We start from the raw sequence: 17,461 nt of genomic DNA, 5'->3' as shown, positions 1-17,461 counted from the left end.
CCGATCCTCGTGAGTGATCGTCCCCGGGTGGGGGGTACCCCCTCCCGGGGGTGATCTCCACCGGGAGAATGCTGGCGCTGACGTCGCGTACGGGTCTGGGAGGCTGGGGCCTGGACGGCGCTGAGCGCGACGCTGCCGGACGGCCACACTCGGGTGAGGGTGGCGGCGCCCCCCGGACGGCACAGGCCGTCTCACCGCCTGACCTCACCCGGCCACGCACGTCTATGCAGGTCAACGGCCCGTAGCCGTAACAGGGCGGTAGACTGTGGGCATGACGGATCGGACCTGCGAGCACTGCGGCGAAGGCCTCGCGCTGCTCGCCCGGGCGGACGCGCGGTACTGCTCGACGCGCTGCCGGATGGCCGCGCACCGCGCGCGCCGGCACCAGGTCCCCGCCGAGCTGCGCACCGCCCGGCGCTGGGTCCGGCGCTCGGCCAGCAAGGTCCCGCTGACCTGCGCGGGCGAGGCGGCGTCGTCCACCGACCCGGGCACCTGGGACAGCTACGACGCCGTCCGCCGATCCACCGCCGGGGCCGGGATCGGCTGCGTGCTGCGCCCCGACGACGACGTGGTGTGCATCGATCTGGACCACGCCCTGGACGCCGACGGCGCACCGCTGCCGTGGGCGGCCGCCATCCTGGCGCGCATACCGCGCACCTGGGTAGAGGTCAGCCCGTCCGGCGACGGGCTGCACATCTGGGGCCGCGCCGACGTCGCGGGCGGCCGCAAGCTGCCACGGCCCGGCGGCGGCGTCGAGGTGTACGGCTCGGGCCGGTACATCACCGTGACCGGCCGCCCGTACGGCCGCGCCGTCGCTCAGTTCGGCGACCTGACCGAGGTGATCGGTTTCCTTCTGCCGTCACCGTCCAGTCGCCTTCCGCTCCAGGGCGTTTAGACGAGCAAGTGCATCATCCGCTGCTCCGAGCGCCGTCGGGGCGTTGCGCTTCTGCCGTCGCATGGCCTCAAGCTCTGGCCCTTCGATCGGCTCTGTGATGCCCGTGCCGCCATACGTGACCATCGGGAGCTGGGACGGAACGGCCGCCAGCGCCGACCAGGCGGCCGCGAGGAACATAAGGTGCCTTCGAAGTTCTCCGTCCGAGACCCGCTGGAAGCAGTCGTCGAGTCGCATCGGCAGGTCCCTCTGCTCAGGTTCGCGGAACCAATCCTGGCGTCGTCCCTGGATGATGATGTCGGTGATCAGACGCTTCGCGGTGTACAGGACCTCGCGAATGTCTTCGTTGGGCCCCATCGCGAGCAGCCGGTGTCTGTGCCTCCACTTGCGCACGCCAGCAAACGTCGTAGCGCCGAACGCCAACCAGCCGGGCACGAACTTCGCGGCGTCCAGCCAGAGAGCAGGATTCTTCGCCATGTCCTGAGTTTTCACACTGATCCCCTTGATCACAGCGGATCGGCGAAACGCGCATCAAGGCGAGTACCACGACCGTGCTGCAGGCCGGACATGCCGACGGGCTTACGGAGCAAGGAGGGTCGCCATGGCGGGGATGGGGCCGGCGCCCAAGCCGGCGGATCAGCGGGCACGACGCAACGCCTCGGTGGCGATGACCCGGCTGCCGGCGGACGGCCGCAGCGGGCGTACGCCGTCGTGGCCGCTGCTGCCGGACGTGGCGACCCGGGTGCGGGCCGAGCTCGCCGCGGCGAAGGCCACCGAGCTGCGCGCCGAACTGGAGGCGCGGCTGGCCGAGGACAAGCCGGTCGGGTCGCTGCGGCGGCGGCTGGAGCAGGCGGTCGAGCAGCGGGAGATCTGCGCGGCGCGGCTGGCCGAGCAGCGCCGGATCGAGGCGGCGGTGTGGCGGCAGCTGTGGAAGACGCCGCAGGCGGTGGCGTGGGAGCGGCTGGGCTGGACGCGGGACGTGGCGCAGTACGTACGGCACAAGGTGCTCGCCGAGCTCGGCGAACTGGACGCCGCCAAGGAGGCCCGGCAGTGGTCGGACCGTCTCGGGTTGAACCCGCTGGCGATGCTGCGGCTGCGGTGGGAGGTCACCGACCCGGCGGCCGAGCAGGCGCCGCGGCGGCGCGGGCGCGGCGCGTCCCGGCACGCCGACCTGCGGGTGGTCGGCGACCCGGCCGCCACGCCGTAGCCGGCGGCCGCGGTGCCGTGGCGCGGTCCGCAGTACCCCGGCGAGCTGCCCACGCTCGGCTGGTACGTGCTGGATTGGATGGAGGAGTACCTGGTCGTCCCGGACGGGCCAGCCGAGGGCGAGCCGCTGGTCCTGACGCGTGAGCAGGCGCAGTTCGTGCTGCAGCTGTACGTGGTCGACCCGCGCTTCACCGGCCCGGCCATCCAGGGCCGGGCGCTGGTCAACGCGCGGCGGGTGCGGCGCGCGATCCTGTCCCGCCCGAAGGGGTGGGGGAAGTCCCCGCTGCTGGCGGCGCTGTGCCTGGTGGAGATGCTCGGCGACGTCGTCCTGGACGGTTGGGATTCCGACGGGGAGCCGGTGGGCCGCCCGTGGTCGTCGCTGGGGTTCAAGGCCAAGACGCAGGTGGTGGCGACCAGCGAGGCCCAGACCAAGTACACCTGGGAGCCGCTGCTGGAGATGGCCGGCGGCGAGGACCTGGTGAACGAGTACGACGTCGTCCCGATGGAGACGTTCGTGGCCGTGCCGCGCGGCCGCGCCGAATACGTCACCTCGTCGGCCACGACGCAGGAGGGGTTCCGTCCCGTCTTCTCAGTCCTGGACCAGACCGAGTCGTGGACGCCGACCGTGCGCGGCCCGACGCTGGCGGCCGCGATCCGCCGGAACCTGGGGAAGGTGAACGGCTGCTCGGTCGAGGCGCCCAACTCCTTCACCCCCGGCGCGAAGTCTGTGGCCGAGTCGTCGTTCAAGGCGGCCAAGGCGCGGACCAGGTCGCGCGACAGCGGGATTCTGCTGGACCACCGGGAGGCGCCGCCCGACACCGATCCGGCCGATCCGGAGTCGCTGCTGGCCGGGCTCGCGTTCGCCTACGGCGACAGCGCGGACCGCGCCGGCGGCTGGGTGAACCTGCGTCGGCTGGTCGCCGAGTACTGGGACCCCGACACCGACCCCCAGGACGCCCGGCAGTACTACCTCAACCAGGTCACCCACAGCGCGGACGCGTGGCTGAGCCAGCCGGAGGTCGCGGCGATCGCCGCGCCCGGCACGGTCGTCGCCGACGGGGAGCGGATCACGCTCGGGTTCGACGGCTCCCGCAAGCGGGACCGCAGCGTCACCGACGCGACGGCGCTGGTCGGGTGCCGCCTGTCGGACGGGCACCTGTTCGAGATCGCGATCTGGGAGCAGCCGCTCGGCCCGGAGGGCGCCACGTGGCAGGTGCCGGTCGTGGAGGTCCTGGCCGCCGTCGACTCCGCATTCGAGCGCTGGGACGTGGTGGGGTTCTTCGCCGACCCGGCCAAGTGGGAGGGGCACGTCACCGACTGGGAGGCCAAGTACGGGCCGCGGCTGCAGGTCAAGTCGATGCGTGATCACCCGATCGAGTGGTGGATGACCGGCGGCCGCTCGGTCAAGATCGTGCGGGCCACGCTGCGGCTGCACACCGCGATCGTGGACCGGGAGATCACGTTCTGCGGGTCGCACCTGCTGACCAAGCACCTGATCCAAGCGCGCCGGCGCGAGTCGGCGCAGGGCATCCAGATCGCCAAGGCGCACCCGACCAGCCCGGACAAGATCGACGGCGTGATCGCGGCGATCCTGGCGACCGAGGCCCGCGCCGAGGCGGTGGCCCGCGGACTGCTGGAAGACGAGTCGCTGGGCGGCTACACCTTCTGAGAGGGGGCAGCGTGGCGCTTGAGGAGCACGAGAGTGTCGGGACCCCCGACTGGTGGCTGCTGCGATTGGGACGGCGGCTGACCGACCGGCAGCCGAACCTGCGGGTGTGGTGGGACTACTACCGCGGCGAGCCGCCCCTGCCGCAGGGCCCCAAGAAGGAGAGCGAGGCGTACCGCGACTTCCAGCGCAAGGCCCGCTCGAACTTCTGCCTGGAGGTCGCCGACAGCAGCGTGAACCGGCTGCGGGTCATCGGGATCGCCGACGGAGAGGGAAGGCCCGACACCGAGGCGTGGCGGTGGTGGCAGGCCAACCGGTTGGACGCGCGCCAGGCGGTGCTGTGGCGTACGGCGCTGGCGCTGTCGGAGGCGTACCTGATGGTGGGCCCGCACCCGCGCGATGAGCGGCGGCCGCTGATCACGCTGGAGCATCCGCGAGAGACGATCGTGGAGCACGACCCGGCGACCGGCGAACGCCTCGCCGCGCTCAAGGCGTGGTACGACGACGTCGCCGGGGTGGCGCGCGCGACGGTGTACCTGCCCGACCAGCTCGTGCGGTACGAGACGAGCTCGCGCGGCCGCGGACCGATGCGCTGGGGACCGAAGATCTGGACGCGGCTGCAGGGACCGGACGGCGGCGGGCCGCACCAACTGGGCTCGGTGCCCGTGGTCCCCTTCGCCTGCAGGCCGTTCCTGGGCGAGGACCCCGTCGCCGAGTTCGACAACGTCATCGACATCCAGGACCGCATCAACCTGGGCGTCTTGAACCGCATGACCATCGAACGCTATTCGGCGTTCCGGCAGCGGTGGATCAGGGGTCACAAGTTCCGCAAGGTCACCGACCCCGAGACCGGGCTGCAGACGGTCGAGCAGCCGTTCAAGCCAGGGCCGGGCGCGGTGTGGGCGTCGGAGTTCGAGAACGCACAGTTCGGAGACTTCCAGCAGTCGCAGATCGATGATCTCCTGCGTGCGCACGAGACCGACATCCGCGACCTGCTGATCATCTCCCGGACCCCCGCCTACACCTACGCGGGGAACCTGGTGAACATCTCGCCCGACACGATCGAGGCGCTGGACGTCAGCCACGTCGCCAAGGTCGAGGAGCACCAGGCCAACTTCGGCGAGGGCCTGGAGGAGACGCTGGGCATGGCCGCGCGCATCGCCGGCGTCGAACGCGACTTCACCGCGGCCGAGGTCCGCTGGCGCAACCCGCGGCTGATCAACCCGGCGGTCGCCGCCGACGCCGCGACCAAGAAGAAGGCGATCGGGTACCCGCTGGCGGTCATCGCCGAGGACATGGGCGAGTCGCCGCAGCGGGTGCAGCGGATCGTGTCCGAGGCCGCCGCCGACCAGCTGGCCGGCGCGCAAGCGCTGCAGATGGCCGCCGACGCCACCGCCCAGGCGCAGACCCCGGCGCGACCGCCGGTCGGCGCGACCGGCGACGGGGGCGATGATGGGGGCGCGTGAGCAGCGCGCCATCATCGGCGCCTACGCCCAGACCACCGGGCAGATGCGCGCCAGCCTGCTGGCGGTGCTGCTGACCTTGTGGCGCGGGCTGGGCTCGTGGCGCGACGGCGACCAGGCCGGGTTCCTGCGGGCCGCGGTGCCCCAAGCGCTCGGGGCGCAGCGGCAGATGGCCAGCCTGACCGACGCCTACCTGGCGGCGCTGCTGGCCGACATGCGCGGCGGGCCGCCCCGCCCGACGGGGGCACCCGCCCCGACCGGGGCGCAGCTGCGCGGCGTGGACCCCGAGGTGCTGTACGCGCGCCCGTTCCGCACGCTGTACGCCGGGCTCGGCGACGACAAGCCGTTCGAGCAGGCGATGGCCGACGCCGAGCGGCGGCTGCTGCACGTCGCGGCGACCGACCTGCAGCTGGCCAAGACCCACACCGCCCGGCAGGTCCTGGACGCCGACCCGCGCGTGACCGGGTACCGGCGGGTGCTGGTGGGCTCGGTGTCGTGCGGGCTGTGCGTGGTGGCCTCCACCCAGCGGTACCGCAAGGAGAACCTGCTGCCGATCCATCCGGGCTGTGACTGCGCGGTCGCCCCGATCGTCGGGGACACCGACCCCGGCCAGGTGATCAACGAGCCGCTGCTGGAAGACGTGCACGACGCGATCGCCACCACGTTCGGCAAGGCCGACCGCGGCGGCCGCGCCCCGGACTACCGGCAGTTCCTCGTCACGCACGAGCACGGCGAGATCGGGCCCGTGCTCGCCCGCACCCGCGACCGCTTCACCGGCCCCGGCGACCTGACCGGCGGCGGCGCAGGCGGCGACTAGACCACCCGCGCCCCTGCGGGTACGCGCCACGGCCGGCGCTCAACGGCCGGACATGCCGACGGGCTACGGAGACACACGAGATGACCATGCAGCTGCCCACCCCTGTCCCCCACACGTCCCTGGTCGAGGGCCTGCCGGTGCACCCGTTCACCGGGCTGCGCGCGCTGGCCGTGCTGCCGTCCGGGCGGCCGGTCTGGCCGGTGCTCGGCGGCGGCGAGGACGACGGCCCCGACAACGGCGGGACCGGCGGCGGCGCCGGTGAGGGAGGCGCGGGCACGGGTTCGGGGACGGGCCCGGACGGCGGCACGGGCAAGGACGGCGGCGACGCCGGCGACAAGACGTTCACCCAGTCCGACGTCGATCGGATCATCCGCGAGCGCCTGGACCGTGAACGGGGCAAGTACGGCGACTACGAGGAGCTCAAGGGCAAGGCCGCCGAGCTCGACACGCTCAAGGAGGCCAACGCCACCGAGCAGGAGAAGGCCGTCAACCAGGCCCGCAAGGACACCGAGGCCGCGGTCCGCGGCCAGCTCGAACCGCGCATCAACCGCATCGAGGCCGCCCTCAAGCACGGGCTGCCCGCCGAACTGGGCGCCAAGGTCCTCTCGGCGGCCAAGCGGCTGGTCGGCGACACCATCGAGCAGCTAGAGGACGACGCCAAGGAGTTCTTCGCCGCCTCGCCCATCACCACCGGCGCCACCGGCACCGGCGGCAACGGGGGCGGGGGCGGGGGCGGGGCAAGAGCCTGGACCAGGGCGTGCGCGGCCGCTCATCGGACAAGCCGACGGTCGCCTCGGGCGCGGACCTGTACGCGGCGCGGCGCGGCAAGAAGACCTGAAGGAAGGCACCACATGGACCTCAGCCTCACCACCACGACCTACGGCCAGGCCGACCACACCTGGCTCGGATCCCAGCACGGGACCGACACCGCCCGGTCCGTCACACTCGACAAGAGCGTGTTCACCGCGGGGACGCACTACCCGAACGGGTTCTTCCCCTCCGGGCTGCCGATCGCGCGGATCACCTCCACCGCGGGCGGCGGCGAGGTCGGCAAGTACGGCCCCTACGACGACGCGGCGACCGACGGCCGCCAGACCCTGGCCGGGTTCCTGCTGGACGCCGTCCGGGCCCCCACCGCCAACACCGACCCGCAGGGCGCGCTGCTGCTGCACGCGATCGTGGTCGAGTCCAAGCTGCCGGTCGCGGTCGACGCCAACGGCAAGGCCGACGTCGCCGGCCGGATCATCTTCGTCTGAGGAGCAGAGCGTGTACCTCAACACCGACTTCATCGCCCCGGCGGAGCTGACCGGGTACGTCCGCCAGGCGCTGGCGGACCTGGAGGCCAACCAGTTCACCCTGTCGCGGTTCCTGCCCAGCGAGGCGATCGACGACCTGGACTACCGGTTCACCCGCGGCGGGGAGGGCCTGACCGAGGCCGCGTCCTTCCGCGCCTACGACGCCGAGTCGCCGATCGGGTCCCGGCCCGGGCTGACGCGCGTGTCCGGCGAGCTGCCGCCGATCTCCCGCAAGGTGCGGCTCGGGGAGTACGACCGGCTCCGGCAGCGCCGCGCCGACCAGCAGGTCCGCGACGCGATCCTGGACGACTCCGAGCGGATGACCCGCTCGGTCGCCGCGCGGGTCGAACTGGCCCGCGGCGAGGCCCTGTACTCGGGCAAGCTGGTCATCAACGAGAACGGCGTCATCGCCACGGTGGACTTCGGGCGCGCCCCGGGCCACACCGTCGCGCCGGCGATCCTGTGGACCGCGGCCAACGCCGTCCCGCTGACCGACCTGATGGCCTGGCGCGACACCTACGTGGCGACCAACGGGTCCGAGCCGGGCGTGATGCTGACCTCCCGGCGGGTCATGGCGCTGCTGATGCGCAACGCCGAGATGCGCAACCTGGTGTTCCCCGGCGGGTCGCAGCAGCCCGACATCGTCACCCAGACCTCGCTCGCCGCGGTGCTGGACGCGTTCGGGCTGCCGCCGATCGAGGTGTACGACGCGCAGGTGCGGGTCGGGGCGACCGCGACGCGGGTGATCCCCGACGACCGGGTGCTGCTGCTGCCCGACCCCGGCAGCGTCGACGGCGACCAGCTCGGCCGGACCCTGTGGGGCACCACCGCCGAATCCCTCGAACCGGACTTCGCGGTGTCCGGAGACGAGCCGGGCATCGTCGCCGGGTCGTACTCCACCAAGGACCCGGTCGCGGTGTGGACCAAGGCCGCCGGGATCGCGCTGCCGGTGCTGGCCAACCCCGACCTGACGTTCTGCGCCGACGTCGCCTGAAAGGAGCCGGACATGCGCAAGCTCATCACGCACGTGCACGTCGCCGACGACGTCGGCCAGGTGCACGTGTTCGGGCCCGGCGACACCGTCCCGACCTGGGCGACCAAGAAGATCACCAACCCGGACGTCTGGGACACCCCGCCCGACACCGAGCGCGCCGACGGCCCCGGCGCGAGCCCGGCCGGCGGCACGCTCGAGGACCCGCGCGGCGGCCAGGGCCCGGACGACAGCGGGGACCCGGGGACAGCGGGGGCCCGGGCGGGGTGGCGGTGCCGCCGATGACCGGGGCCGGGTCGAGCCGCGAGGCGTGGGCGGCGTACGCCGCGGCGCACGGCGTCGCGGTGCCCGACGACGCCAGGCGCGACGCGATCGTGGCCGCGCTGCGCGACGCCGGCGTTCCGGTCACCCCGGAGGCGTGAGGTGGCCGAGCCGTCCCCCCAGCCGTACGCCACCGCGAGCGACTACGCGGTGCGCAACCAGGTGGACCTGTCCGGCGCCGCCGCCGACCAGGTCACCGTGCTGCTGGAGGACGCCTCGGCCCTGATCCGCAGCAAGCTGCCGGCCGGGTACTCCCCCGACCCGGCGATCGCGCGCAGCCTCGCCGTCACGATGGTGCAGCGCAGGCTCACCAACCCGGGCGGCCGCCGGTCGGTGCAGATGGGCGGGTACGGTGCGAGCTTCGACCAGGACGGCGGGCTGTACGTCACCGACGCCGAGGTCGAGGACCTGCTCGCCGGATACACCGGCGACGGCGCCGGCGACGCCTACACCGTCGAGCTGACCGACGACGCCTACCCCGCCTGCCCGACCCCCTACAGCCGGGCCGGCCGGGACTACCGCGCCGACCGGTACGGGCGGTGGTGCTGAGCGATGTTCGGCACCGACACCCTGACCGTGATCCGCCAGCCCGTCGACTACCGCGGCGACCCCGCCGGGCCGCCCACCGAAACCCCGGTCGGCGGCTGCTACGTCCAGCCGCGCGGCGGCGGCAGCGCGCCGCCCAGCACCGAGGACGACGACCACCGGCTCACCGTCACCAGCGGGTTCCTGGTGTTCGCGCCGCCCGGCGCCGACATCCGCGCCAGCGACCGCGTCCGGTGGCGCGGCCAGGAGTACCAGGTGCAGGGCGACCCGGCCAGCTGGGAGCCGCCCGGCGGGCCACCGCATCATCGCGAGGTGATCCTGCAGCGCGTGAAGGGATGAGCATGGCCACTGCCCGGATCAGGTACGTGCCCGACTTCGCCGGCGTGCGCCGGATCATGACCGGCCCGCAGATGGCCGAGCTCATGCGGCGGCGCGCCGAGACCGGCGCGTCGGCGGCCCAGGCCCGCGCGCCGCGCGACTCGGGCGACTACGCCGCCGCGTTCCGCGTCGAGGTGACGCGCCGCGGCGGGCCCAGCCGCGACCGCGCCGAGGCCCGCCTGATCAACACCGCCGCCTACGCCCGCGACGTGGAGCGCCGGCACCACGTGCTGGGCCAGGTCGTGGACGACATCGAGCGGGGCTGAAGGTGCCGACCCCGGTCGAGCGGCCGCCCTACCCCGACGCCGAGGACGTCGCCGCCGCGCTGCTGGACGACCTGACCACCGAACAGGTGGTCATCGTGACGCCCGAGGATCTGCAGGACCGGCTGCCGCTGCAGCGCGTGCTGCGGATCGGCGGCAGCGACGACCAGCTGACCGACACCGCGCGGATCGTGGTGGACACCTACGCCGCCACCTCGGCCGAGGCGCGCACGCTGGCCGAGCAGACGCGGCAGCGGTTCGGCCGCCGCCGCGCCCGCACCAGCGCCGGGATCATGGACCGCGCCACCACGGAGGTGGCCCCGCACGCCGTCCCGCACCCCAACCCGCAGGTGCGGATGCGCACCGCGATCTACCGGCTGCGGCTACGCCGCCGCACCTGACCCCCAGTCCGCATCACCCGCGCCCCTGCCCGGGCCCGGGCGTTGCGGCGTGCCCACCCGCCACCGCCCCGCCCGCGGGGTTTCCATCACGCGAGTCCCGCCCAGGAAGGGGACCTCATGGGAAGCAACTTCCTCACGCTGTCCAAGAAGCAAGAGGACCTGATCCGCAAGACCGTCGACATGAGCGTTTTCGTCGCGCCGATCACCGCGGACGCGATCACCACCCTCACCGACGCCGACAAGCTGCTCAAGGCCCTGCCCGCCGGGTACGAGGACGTCGGCCTGATCAACTCCGACGGGGCGCAGTTCTCCCGCGAGATCGAGAAGTCCGACATCACCTCGGCGGGCCGCGTCACCCCGACCCGCTCGGACATCACCAGCGACACCACCCAGCTGGAGATCGGCTGCCAGGAGACCAAGCTCGTCACCATCGGGCTGCACACCGGCGCCGACGTCGCCGGGATCGTCCCGGACCCGACCACCGGCGAGGTGCAGATCGCCAAGCCCGAACGGCCCAAGCCGAAAAAGTACCGGTGCCTGGCGATCGGGGTGGACGAGAACGAGGCCGGCGAGATCTACGTCGCCCGATTCCTGCCGCGCGCCGAGGTCGAGGAGGTCGGCGACCAGGCGTACCAGAGCGAGGAGGACGAGGCGCTGCTGTGGCCGGTCACCCTCACCGGCCGCTACGACCGCACCGCCGGCTACTCCGAGCTGTGGCTGTTCGGCGGGCCGGGCTGGTTCTCCATGCTGACGGCGATGGGGTTCTGATCATGGCGCGCATTCCCCTGGCGGCGACCCGGCCCGCCCGCGGCGGGGTGACCGCGGTCGCCGAGGTCGACGGCAACACCGTCGACGGGCACGTGGTCACCAACACGGGCCGAACGGTGATCACGGTCCGCAACGCCGACGCCTCCAACCCGCACTCGGTGACGTTCGTGCTGCCGCAGACGATCGACGGGCAGGCCGTCGCCGACCGCGTCGTGTCCATCCCCGCCTCGGCCACCCGCACGTTCGGCGGCTTTGTGACCGAGTGGTACTCCCAGCGGCTGTCGATCGACGTCGACAGCACCCAGCTCAAGCTCCAGGCCCTGGAGCCGTAGCCGGGCCCCTGATCGTCGCGTCGGCCGGCGCTGGGTGGGCGGCCGGCCGACGCGACTCACCCGACGCCCGCCCGCCGCCCTGTGGAGGTGTGATGCCCGTGTCCGCCGTACCGCCCGACCCCGACTCCGGCCCCGGCCCGGCGCCCGCTCCGGAACCCGTCGCGGTCCCGCCGCCGGCGCCCGGCGCCGTGTCCGGCGCGCCGTCCGCGGCCGAGGAGGACCGGGCCCGGTACCCGCTCGCGATGACCAATGGCCGCGCCGAGCGCGACGCCTACAACCGCGCGGACGAGCTGCGGCTGCAGTTCAACGGGTACCGGCCCGCCGCCGCGCCCGAGGTCGAGCGCGGCGCCTTCCTGCCGCCCACCACCACCGCCGCAGCGACCGCGCCGGCCGCGGCCCGCAAGCGCAAGTCCTGACCACCCCGACCACGAGAGGGAGCCCACCCATGGCCGCACCCCGTACCAGCCGCACCGCCGCCCACCGCGACAAGCCGCGCATCACCGGCATGGACATTCTCGCGCTGACGCGCGAGGACGACGCGCCCGAGGAGCCGTACACCTTCCCGTTCAAGGGCCGGGTCCTGACCATCCAGGACCCGATGACCAAGGAATGGCAGAAGTCGGTGCGGATCGACCCGTCCAACGTCGTCGCGCAGCTGCGCAGCCTGATGTCGTCCGACGACTGGGCGCACTTCAAGTCGGTGCCGATGGAGGGTTGGCGGCTGGTCGCGCTGATGCGCCACGTCCAGGAGTACTACCGAGTCACCGAGCAGGACGAGGGAAACGGCGGCGCCTCGCCTACCTGATCGAACGGTACGGCGAGGCGATCGAGGCCGACCTGGCGCTGGGCACGGCCACCACCACCGGAGGGTGGGACCTGGCCGGCCTGGTCCGCCGGCGGCGCTACCGGTTCGTCCTCAACCTGATCGACTCCCTGCCGTCGCACTCGCGGACCATGGCGGCGATCGCCGATGACGACGAGGTCGCCGCCCAGATGGACCTGGACGCGCCGCCGCGGCCGCCGTCGCTGACCGAGTTCGACCCGACCACCCGCGCGGTCGCCGACCTGTACGACCGGGTCGGGGTGCTGATCGCCGCGGTGGTCGCCTCCACCGGCAAGAAGCCGCCGCGGGTGCCGCCGTACCGGCGGCCGCGGCTGGCGATCGACCGGCTGCGTGAACGCACCCGGTGGACCAAGCACAAGGCGCTCACCGCGCGGCTGCTGCGCCGCTGACCCTGCGCTGTCCCGTCCTGCTGATCGACCACGCCCGGGGGGTGAGGCATGGCAGGTGGAGGCGACCAGGCCGGGTCGGCGTACATCCCGGTCCGCCCGGACATGCGCGGGTTCCACACCCAGGTCGCGGCCGAGCTGCGGCGCCTGCTGGGCGATGTGACGCGGTTCGGGCAGCAGGCCGGGCAGCAGTTCGGGCAGGGGTTCGGCCGCGGCACCCGCCGCGGCGACCCGTTCCAGCCGTTCCAGCAGCAGCAGCAACGCCAGCAGCGGCAGCAACGCCAGCAGGGACAGGAGTCCGGCGGCGCGTTCGCACAGTCGTTCGAGCGGACGCTGCGGCAGGCGGCCGCGCAGCTGCCCAACATCCGGGTCGGCGCCAACACCTCCGACGCCGACCGGGCGCTGCAGGAGCTGCGGTCGCGGATGGAGATCCTCTCGCGCGCGCGAGTGGGGATCGACATCTCCGCCGAGGACGCCACCCGCGAGCTGGCCCAGATCCGCGCCGAGCTCGACCGCACCTCCCAGGGCGCCGAAGTCCATGTCCGCGCCGACATCGCCGCGGCGCTGGCCGGCATCGACCGGTTCCAGCAGCAGATCGACCGCCTGGACCACGACGACGTCCACGTCGATGTCGACGTGGACGTCGACCGCGCCAACCGCGGACTGGGGGCGCTGACCGCGGTCAGCGGCCTGGCCCGCAAGGGCCTGGGCGCACTGTCGGGCGCGGTCGGGCTGCTGAAGTTCGCGCCGGTCGCGCTGGGCGCGGTGCAGCTGGTCAACGCGCTGGGCCCGCTGCTGGGGCTCGCGGCCGCGCTGCCGGCGGTGCTGGCCGCCAAGACCGCCGCGCTGGGCACGCTCAAGCTCGCGCTGTACGGGGTGTCGGATGCGTTCTCGGCGGCGCTGACCGGCGACGCCGCCGAGTTCTCCGAGTCGCTGGAGAAGCTGAGCCCGGCGGCGCGGTCGGTCGCGACCGAGCTGCGGACGCTCAAACCGACCCTGCTCGGTGTGCAGCAGGCGGCGCAGCAGGCTCTTTTCGCGCCGCTGCGCGGCGAGCTGACCCGGCTGACCGCCTCCCTGGCCGGGCCGGTCCGCGCCGGGGTGAAGGGCGTAGCGGCCGAGCTCGGTCTGGCCGGCCTGTCGGTGGCGCGGTTCGCCCGCTCGGGTGCCGGGGTGTCGGCGGTCCGGTCGGTCTTCAGCGGCACCGAGACGGCGATCCGCCGGCTGCGCCCGGCGATGCAGCCGGTGCTGGCCGGGCTGGCGGCGTTCGCGGCGCAGGGCGCCGGGTCGCTGGGGTCGATCGCCGGCCTGGTCGCCAAGGTCGCGGCCGGTTTCGGGTCGTGGCTGCAGCGGATGGCCGCCGCCGGGAAGGTCCAGGAATGGATCAGCGGGGCGCTGGCCGTCGCCCAGCAGCTGGGCGGCGTCCTCGCCGACGTCGGCGGCATCGTCGCCAAGGTCTTCCAGGCGATGTCGGCCGCCGGTGGCGGTGCGCTCGGCGTGATCGGCGTCGTGCTGGACGAGGTCAACAAGTTCCTGTCCTCGGCCGAGGGGTCGCAGGCGCTGACCGGGTTCTTCTCCGGGCTCGGCGGGATCACCCAAGCTTTGGCGCCGCTGCTGCCGCTGCTGGGGTCGGTGGTCGCCGAACTGGTCAAGGGACTGCTGCCGATCGCCCGGGCACTGAGCCCGGTCATCAGCGTGCTGGTCGGCGCGATCGGCACCATCGTGCGGGCGCTGGTCCCGATCCTGGTGCCGCTCGGCCAGGTCATCGCCTCGCTGGTGTCGGGGCTGCTGCCCATCCTGCAGCCGATCATCACCCTGATCGCGCAGACCGCGGCGCAGATCGGCCAGGCGCTCGTCGGCGCGCTGACCGCCAGCCTGCCGTCCCTGCAGCAGATCGTCCTGGCCGTCGCGAGCCTGCTGCCCGCACTGATGCCGCTGGTGCCGCTGTGGTCGCAGTGGCTGACCGCGATCCTGCCTCTGCTGCCCGCCCTGGTGCAGCTGGCCGCGCTGCTGATCGGCTACCTCGTCCCGCCGCTGCGGTTCCTGATCACCCTGGCGGTCGGGATCGTCTCGACCTGGATGGGGCTGCTGATCCCGGTCTTCCGGCTGCTGGTCACCGTGATCACCTGGCTGGCCGGGCTGGTCGGCCCGATGCTGTCGGGCCTCGCCGCCGCGTTCCGGTGGCTCGGCCAGGCCGGAGTCTGGCTGTGGCAGAACGCGCTCGCGCCGGCGTTCCGCGGTATCGCGACGGTGGCGCAGTGGCTGTTCACGTTCGTGTCGGTCGTGCTGATCGCGCCGCTGGTCATCGCGTTCCGGCTGATCGCCGCGGTCGCCCGATGGCTGTGGACCGCGGTGATCGGGCCGGTGTTCCGCGCGATCGGTTCGGTCATCTCCAGCGTCTACAACGCCGTGGTCCGCCCGGTGCTGAACGCGTTCGCCGCGATCTTCCGCAACGTGGTCGCACCCACCGTCCGGTGGATCTACAACAACGTGATCCGGCCGGTGTGGACGTCGGTGGGGTCGGTGATCCGCAGCGTCTACGACAACGTCGTCCGGCCGACGTTCGACCGGCTGCGGTCCGCGGTGTCGTCGCTGGCCGGGTACTTCCGCAGCGCGGTCGGCGCGATCGGCAAAGCCTGGGACGGGCTGAAGTCCGCTGCCAAAAAGCCGGTCGCGTTCGTCATCAACTCGGTGTGGAACGGCGGCATCGTCCGCATGTGGAACGCCGTGGCCAAGCTCGTCCCGGGCACCAAGCAGCTCGGTGAGATCAAGGGGTTCGCGCGCGGTGGCGTGGTCGGCCCGGGCCAGTACGGGGTGCTGCCCGGGTACGCGCCCGGCCGCGACACGATGCTCGCCGCCGTCTCCCCCGGCGAGGGCTGGATCCGGCCGGACGCGACCCGCGCCCTGGGCGGCGGGTTCATCCACGGCATCAACGCCGCGGCCGCGCGGGGCGGAACCAGCGCCGCCGCCCGCTACCTGACCTCCGCGGGCGGTCCGCGGTTCGGGCTCGGCGGGATCGTGGGGGACTTCCTCAACAGCGCCAAGGACCTGTTCACCGGCGGGCTGGTGAAGACCGCGACCAAGGCGTTCAACCCGATGCTCGGCCTGGCGCAGCGCACGGTCGGCGGGACGCCGTTCGGGCAGCTGGCGGTCGGCGCGGCCCGCGGCCTGGTCGGCAAGATCCTCGCCTTCTTCAAGCCGCTGGAGGCCAAGATCGGCGGCGACGGCGGCAAGGTCGTCAAGGTCGCCGAGAAGTACGTCGGGCTGTCGGGGAACCCCAACCGGTTCACGCAGCGGATGGGCATGAACGGGCTGCCGTGGTGCGGGATGTTCGTGGACGGGGTGTTCTCCGAGGCGGGCGCCAAGAAGGCGCTGCGCGGTGTCGGCGGGACGGCGCTGGTCGCCAACTACCGGTCCCTGCCCCGGGTGTCGCAGGGCGCCAAGAAGGCCGGCGACCTGGGCCTGTACCGGGGTGATGCCGGGCACATCAACATCTTCACCGGCCGGGGCGCGATCACGATCGGCGGCAACGAGTCCAACTCGGTCCGCAAGCAGTCCGGTTACATCAACTCGGCGTCCAGCATCCGGCGGCCGCGGTTCGGGCTCGGCGGGATCGTGCCCGACATCCTGGCCCAAGACCGCGCCGAGAACCGGGCCGGGACGACGCCGGGCGCGACGCGACTGCTGCGCGGCATCGCCGGGCAGCCCACCCACGACGAGGGCGGGTGGCTGCCGCCCGGGCTGAACCTGGTCGCCAACTACACCCGCCGGCCCGAGGCCGTGCTGCCCCAGCGCGATCTGAACGCGATGGCCGGCGCGGCCCGCATCGGCACCGCCGGCGGCACCACCTACGTCGTGTACCCGCGTGAGCACACCCTGACCGAGGCGGGCCTGGAGCGGATGACCCGGCGCCAGGACGCCCTGGCCCGGATCGGGAGGCCCGTCTAATGCCCATCCTCGCCGCCCCACCCGCCGCCCAGCCCGGCCTGGTCATCGAGGACGTCGGGTATGTCGTGGCGACCTGGTACGCGCCCGACGGGTCGGTGTGGCCGCTGATGAACGAGGACCTCGGCTGGCACACCCTCGCCGACGGGGTGGCCGGGCTGGACGCCGCGGCGATCACCATCACCACCGACAAGCGGATGCGCGGCGGCGTCCGGGTCCGGCACATCCGCCCCGAGCAGCGCGCGATCACCTGGCCGCTGGACGTCTACAGCGCCGAGTCCCACACCCAGTTCGTGGCGCGGTGGCGGGAGCTGATGCTCGCATTCACCCAGACGTCCCGGCTGGGGCCGGGCTGGCTGGAGATCGCGCGGCCGGACGGCACCGCCCGCCAGGCGGCGGCGTACTACCAGGCCGGGTTCGAGGGGCGCCACGGCATGGGCGTGCTGTCGGACCAGGCCGCGATCACGCTGCTGTGCGAGGACCCGTACTGGAGTGACCGCGACCCGGTGGTGATCGACCGCGCCTACGCCACCGGGGTCCCGTTCCTGGTCCCGTTCCCGACGGTGTCCAGCGCGCACGTGCTCGGCGACACCACCATCGTCAACCCCGGTGACGTGGAGGCGTGGCCGACGTGGACGATCACCGGGCCCGCGTCCGGGTTGACCGCGACGCTGCACACCACCGGTGAGGCGTTCACGCTCGATCCGGCGCTGACCGCGCACGGGCCACTGGCGGCGGGCGAGACCGCGACGATCCGCACCAACCCGGCGCAGGTCCGCGGCCCGGCCGACGCGGTGTGGACCGGGGCGCTGGACTGGCCGGGCGCGGTGCTGTGGAGCCTGCCGCCCGGCGAGCATCCGGTGACGTTCGCGGTCGCCGGCGCCGGGCCCGGGTCCGCCGTACGGCTGGAGTTCTTCCCCCGCTACGAGTCGGCCTGACCGGGGCGGTGA

Annotated in this window: 21 protein-coding genes; 20 read left to right on the top strand and 1 reads right to left on the bottom strand. The window is 73.2% G+C overall.

The window, feature by feature from the left end; translation table 11 throughout:
• Nucleotides 1-271: 271 nt before the first annotated feature.
• Nucleotides 272-895 (top strand): bifunctional DNA primase/polymerase, encoded by a 624-nt coding sequence (locus tag GEV43_RS39920; RefSeq protein WP_175251005.1) that lies wholly within the window; start codon nucleotides 272-274, stop codon nucleotides 893-895.
• On the opposite strand, the gene GEV43_RS39915 is transcribed toward GEV43_RS39920, so the two are convergent.
• Nucleotides 860-1,402 (bottom strand): hypothetical protein, encoded by a 543-nt coding sequence (locus GEV43_RS39915; RefSeq protein WP_160825799.1) that lies wholly within the window; start codon nucleotides 1,400-1,402, stop codon nucleotides 860-862. The genes GEV43_RS39920 and GEV43_RS39915 overlap by 36 nt on opposite strands.
• Before the next feature lie 91 nt (nucleotides 1,403-1,493).
• On the opposite strand from GEV43_RS39915, the gene GEV43_RS39910 reads away from it, so the two are divergent.
• From GEV43_RS39910 to GEV43_RS39820, 19 genes are all read left to right on the top strand, one after another.
• Nucleotides 1,494-2,099, top strand: coding sequence for a hypothetical protein (locus tag GEV43_RS39910; protein ID WP_160825798.1), 606 nt, complete (start codon nucleotides 1,494-1,496; stop codon nucleotides 2,097-2,099).
• 12 nt (nucleotides 2,100-2,111) lie between these two features.
• Nucleotides 2,112-3,767, top strand: coding sequence for a terminase (locus GEV43_RS39905; RefSeq protein ID WP_160825797.1), 1,656 nt, complete (start codon nucleotides 2,112-2,114; stop codon nucleotides 3,765-3,767).
• Nucleotides 3,768-3,778: 11 nt separating this feature from the next.
• The gene (locus GEV43_RS39900) at nucleotides 3,779-5,230 is read left to right on the top strand and encodes a phage portal protein (RefSeq protein WP_160825796.1); all 1,452 of its coding nucleotides are present in this window, start codon (nucleotides 3,779-3,781) and stop codon (nucleotides 5,228-5,230) included.
• Nucleotides 5,214-6,044: a hypothetical protein gene (locus GEV43_RS39895; protein WP_206681596.1), complete on the top strand. Its 831-nt coding sequence runs from the start codon at nucleotides 5,214-5,216 to the stop codon at nucleotides 6,042-6,044. The genes GEV43_RS39900 and GEV43_RS39895 overlap by 17 nt, the downstream gene beginning before the upstream one ends.
• 80 nt (nucleotides 6,045-6,124) lie before the next feature.
• Complete coding sequence (locus GEV43_RS48625; RefSeq protein ID WP_206681595.1) at nucleotides 6,125-7,300, top strand: head decoration protein; 1,176 nt, start codon at nucleotides 6,125-6,127, stop codon at nucleotides 7,298-7,300.
• A gap of 10 nt (nucleotides 7,301-7,310) precedes the next feature.
• Nucleotides 7,311-8,333, top strand: a complete 1,023-nt coding sequence (locus tag GEV43_RS39885) for a major capsid protein (RefSeq protein WP_160825795.1) — start codon at nucleotides 7,311-7,313, stop codon at nucleotides 8,331-8,333.
• A gap of 12 nt (nucleotides 8,334-8,345) precedes the next feature.
• Nucleotides 8,346-8,615 (top strand): hypothetical protein, encoded by a 270-nt coding sequence (locus GEV43_RS39880; RefSeq protein WP_160825794.1) that lies wholly within the window; start codon nucleotides 8,346-8,348, stop codon nucleotides 8,613-8,615.
• Nucleotides 8,612-8,752, top strand: a complete 141-nt coding sequence (locus GEV43_RS39875; protein WP_160825793.1) for a hypothetical protein — start codon at nucleotides 8,612-8,614, stop codon at nucleotides 8,750-8,752. Before GEV43_RS39880 ends, GEV43_RS39875 begins: the two co-directional genes overlap by 4 nt.
• A gap of 1 nt (nucleotide 8,753) precedes the next feature.
• Nucleotides 8,754-9,200 carry a hypothetical protein gene (locus GEV43_RS39870; protein WP_160825792.1) on the top strand — a complete coding sequence of 149 codons (447 nt, stop codon included), beginning with the start codon at nucleotides 8,754-8,756 and terminating at the stop codon, nucleotides 9,198-9,200.
• Nucleotides 9,201-9,203: 3 nt separating this feature from the next.
• Nucleotides 9,204-9,536, top strand: a complete 333-nt coding sequence (locus tag GEV43_RS39865; protein WP_160825791.1) for a hypothetical protein — start codon at nucleotides 9,204-9,206, stop codon at nucleotides 9,534-9,536.
• A 2-nt stretch (nucleotides 9,537-9,538) separates the two neighbouring features.
• Nucleotides 9,539-9,841: an HK97 gp10 family phage protein gene (locus GEV43_RS39860; protein ID WP_160825790.1), complete on the top strand. Its 303-nt coding sequence runs from the start codon at nucleotides 9,539-9,541 to the stop codon at nucleotides 9,839-9,841.
• Nucleotides 9,842-9,843: 2 nt separating this feature from the next.
• Nucleotides 9,844-10,239, top strand: a complete 396-nt coding sequence (locus GEV43_RS39855; protein WP_160825789.1) for a hypothetical protein — start codon at nucleotides 9,844-9,846, stop codon at nucleotides 10,237-10,239.
• A gap of 117 nt (nucleotides 10,240-10,356) precedes the next feature.
• Nucleotides 10,357-11,007, top strand: a complete 651-nt coding sequence (locus GEV43_RS39850) for a hypothetical protein (RefSeq protein ID WP_160825788.1) — start codon at nucleotides 10,357-10,359, stop codon at nucleotides 11,005-11,007.
• A 2-nt stretch (nucleotides 11,008-11,009) separates the two neighbouring features.
• Entirely contained in the window at nucleotides 11,010-11,339 is a 330-nt protein-coding gene (locus tag GEV43_RS39845; RefSeq protein WP_160825787.1) for a hypothetical protein, read from the top strand.
• A 92-nt stretch (nucleotides 11,340-11,431) separates the two neighbouring features.
• A complete protein-coding gene (locus GEV43_RS39840; RefSeq protein WP_160825786.1) occupies nucleotides 11,432-11,755 on the top strand; it encodes a hypothetical protein in 324 nt (107 codons plus the stop codon).
• A 29-nt stretch (nucleotides 11,756-11,784) separates the two neighbouring features.
• Nucleotides 11,785-12,144: a hypothetical protein gene (locus tag GEV43_RS39835; protein ID WP_160825785.1), complete on the top strand. Its 360-nt coding sequence runs from the start codon at nucleotides 11,785-11,787 to the stop codon at nucleotides 12,142-12,144.
• Entirely contained in the window at nucleotides 12,054-12,572 is a 519-nt protein-coding gene (locus GEV43_RS39830) for a hypothetical protein (protein WP_160825784.1), read from the top strand. The genes GEV43_RS39835 and GEV43_RS39830 overlap by 91 nt, the downstream gene beginning before the upstream one ends.
• Nucleotides 12,573-12,620: 48 nt before the next feature.
• On the top strand, nucleotides 12,621-16,514 hold the full coding sequence (locus GEV43_RS39825) for a hypothetical protein (protein WP_160825783.1): 3,894 nt from the start codon (nucleotides 12,621-12,623) through the stop codon (nucleotides 16,512-16,514).
• Nucleotides 16,514-17,449 carry a phage tail protein gene (locus GEV43_RS39820; protein ID WP_160825782.1) on the top strand — a complete coding sequence of 312 codons (936 nt, stop codon included), beginning with the start codon at nucleotides 16,514-16,516 and terminating at the stop codon, nucleotides 17,447-17,449. Before GEV43_RS39825 ends, GEV43_RS39820 begins: the two co-directional genes overlap by 1 nt.
• The last annotated feature ends 12 nt before the right edge of the window (nucleotides 17,450-17,461 follow it).

This window comes from Actinomadura sp. J1-007 (assembly GCF_009793335.1).
In the GTDB taxonomy this organism is placed as follows: domain Bacteria; phylum Actinomycetota; class Actinomycetes; order Streptosporangiales; family Streptosporangiaceae; genus Spirillospora; species Spirillospora yumaensis.
The sequence above is the reverse complement of the archived record's forward strand: the minus strand, read 5'-3'. Positions and strand labels throughout refer to the sequence as shown.

Coding starts and splice junctions, on each gene's coding strand:
- GEV43_RS39920 (WP_175251005.1), top strand. CDS start 272: ATGACGGATCGGACCTGCGAGCACTGCGGCGAAGGCCTCGCGCTGCTC.
- GEV43_RS39910 (WP_160825798.1), top strand. CDS start 1,494: ATGGCGGGGATGGGGCCGGCGCCCAAGCCGGCGGATCAGCGGGCACGA.
- GEV43_RS39895 (WP_206681596.1), top strand. CDS start 5,214: ATGATGGGGGCGCGTGAGCAGCGCGCCATCATCGGCGCCTACGCCCAG.
- GEV43_RS48625 (WP_206681595.1), top strand. CDS start 6,125: ATGACCATGCAGCTGCCCACCCCTGTCCCCCACACGTCCCTGGTCGAG.
- GEV43_RS39880 (WP_160825794.1), top strand. CDS start 8,346: ATGCGCAAGCTCATCACGCACGTGCACGTCGCCGACGACGTCGGCCAG.
- GEV43_RS39875 (WP_160825793.1), top strand. CDS start 8,612: ATGACCGGGGCCGGGTCGAGCCGCGAGGCGTGGGCGGCGTACGCCGCG.
- GEV43_RS39865 (WP_160825791.1), top strand. CDS start 9,204: ATGTTCGGCACCGACACCCTGACCGTGATCCGCCAGCCCGTCGACTAC.
- GEV43_RS39860 (WP_160825790.1), top strand. CDS start 9,539: ATGGCCACTGCCCGGATCAGGTACGTGCCCGACTTCGCCGGCGTGCGC.
- GEV43_RS39850 (WP_160825788.1), top strand. CDS start 10,357: ATGGGAAGCAACTTCCTCACGCTGTCCAAGAAGCAAGAGGACCTGATC.
- GEV43_RS39845 (WP_160825787.1), top strand. CDS start 11,010: ATGGCGCGCATTCCCCTGGCGGCGACCCGGCCCGCCCGCGGCGGGGTG.
- GEV43_RS39840 (WP_160825786.1), top strand. CDS start 11,432: ATGCCCGTGTCCGCCGTACCGCCCGACCCCGACTCCGGCCCCGGCCCG.
- GEV43_RS39835 (WP_160825785.1), top strand. CDS start 11,785: ATGGCCGCACCCCGTACCAGCCGCACCGCCGCCCACCGCGACAAGCCG.
- GEV43_RS39825 (WP_160825783.1), top strand. CDS start 12,621: ATGGCAGGTGGAGGCGACCAGGCCGGGTCGGCGTACATCCCGGTCCGC.
- GEV43_RS39820 (WP_160825782.1), top strand. CDS start 16,514: ATGCCCATCCTCGCCGCCCCACCCGCCGCCCAGCCCGGCCTGGTCATC.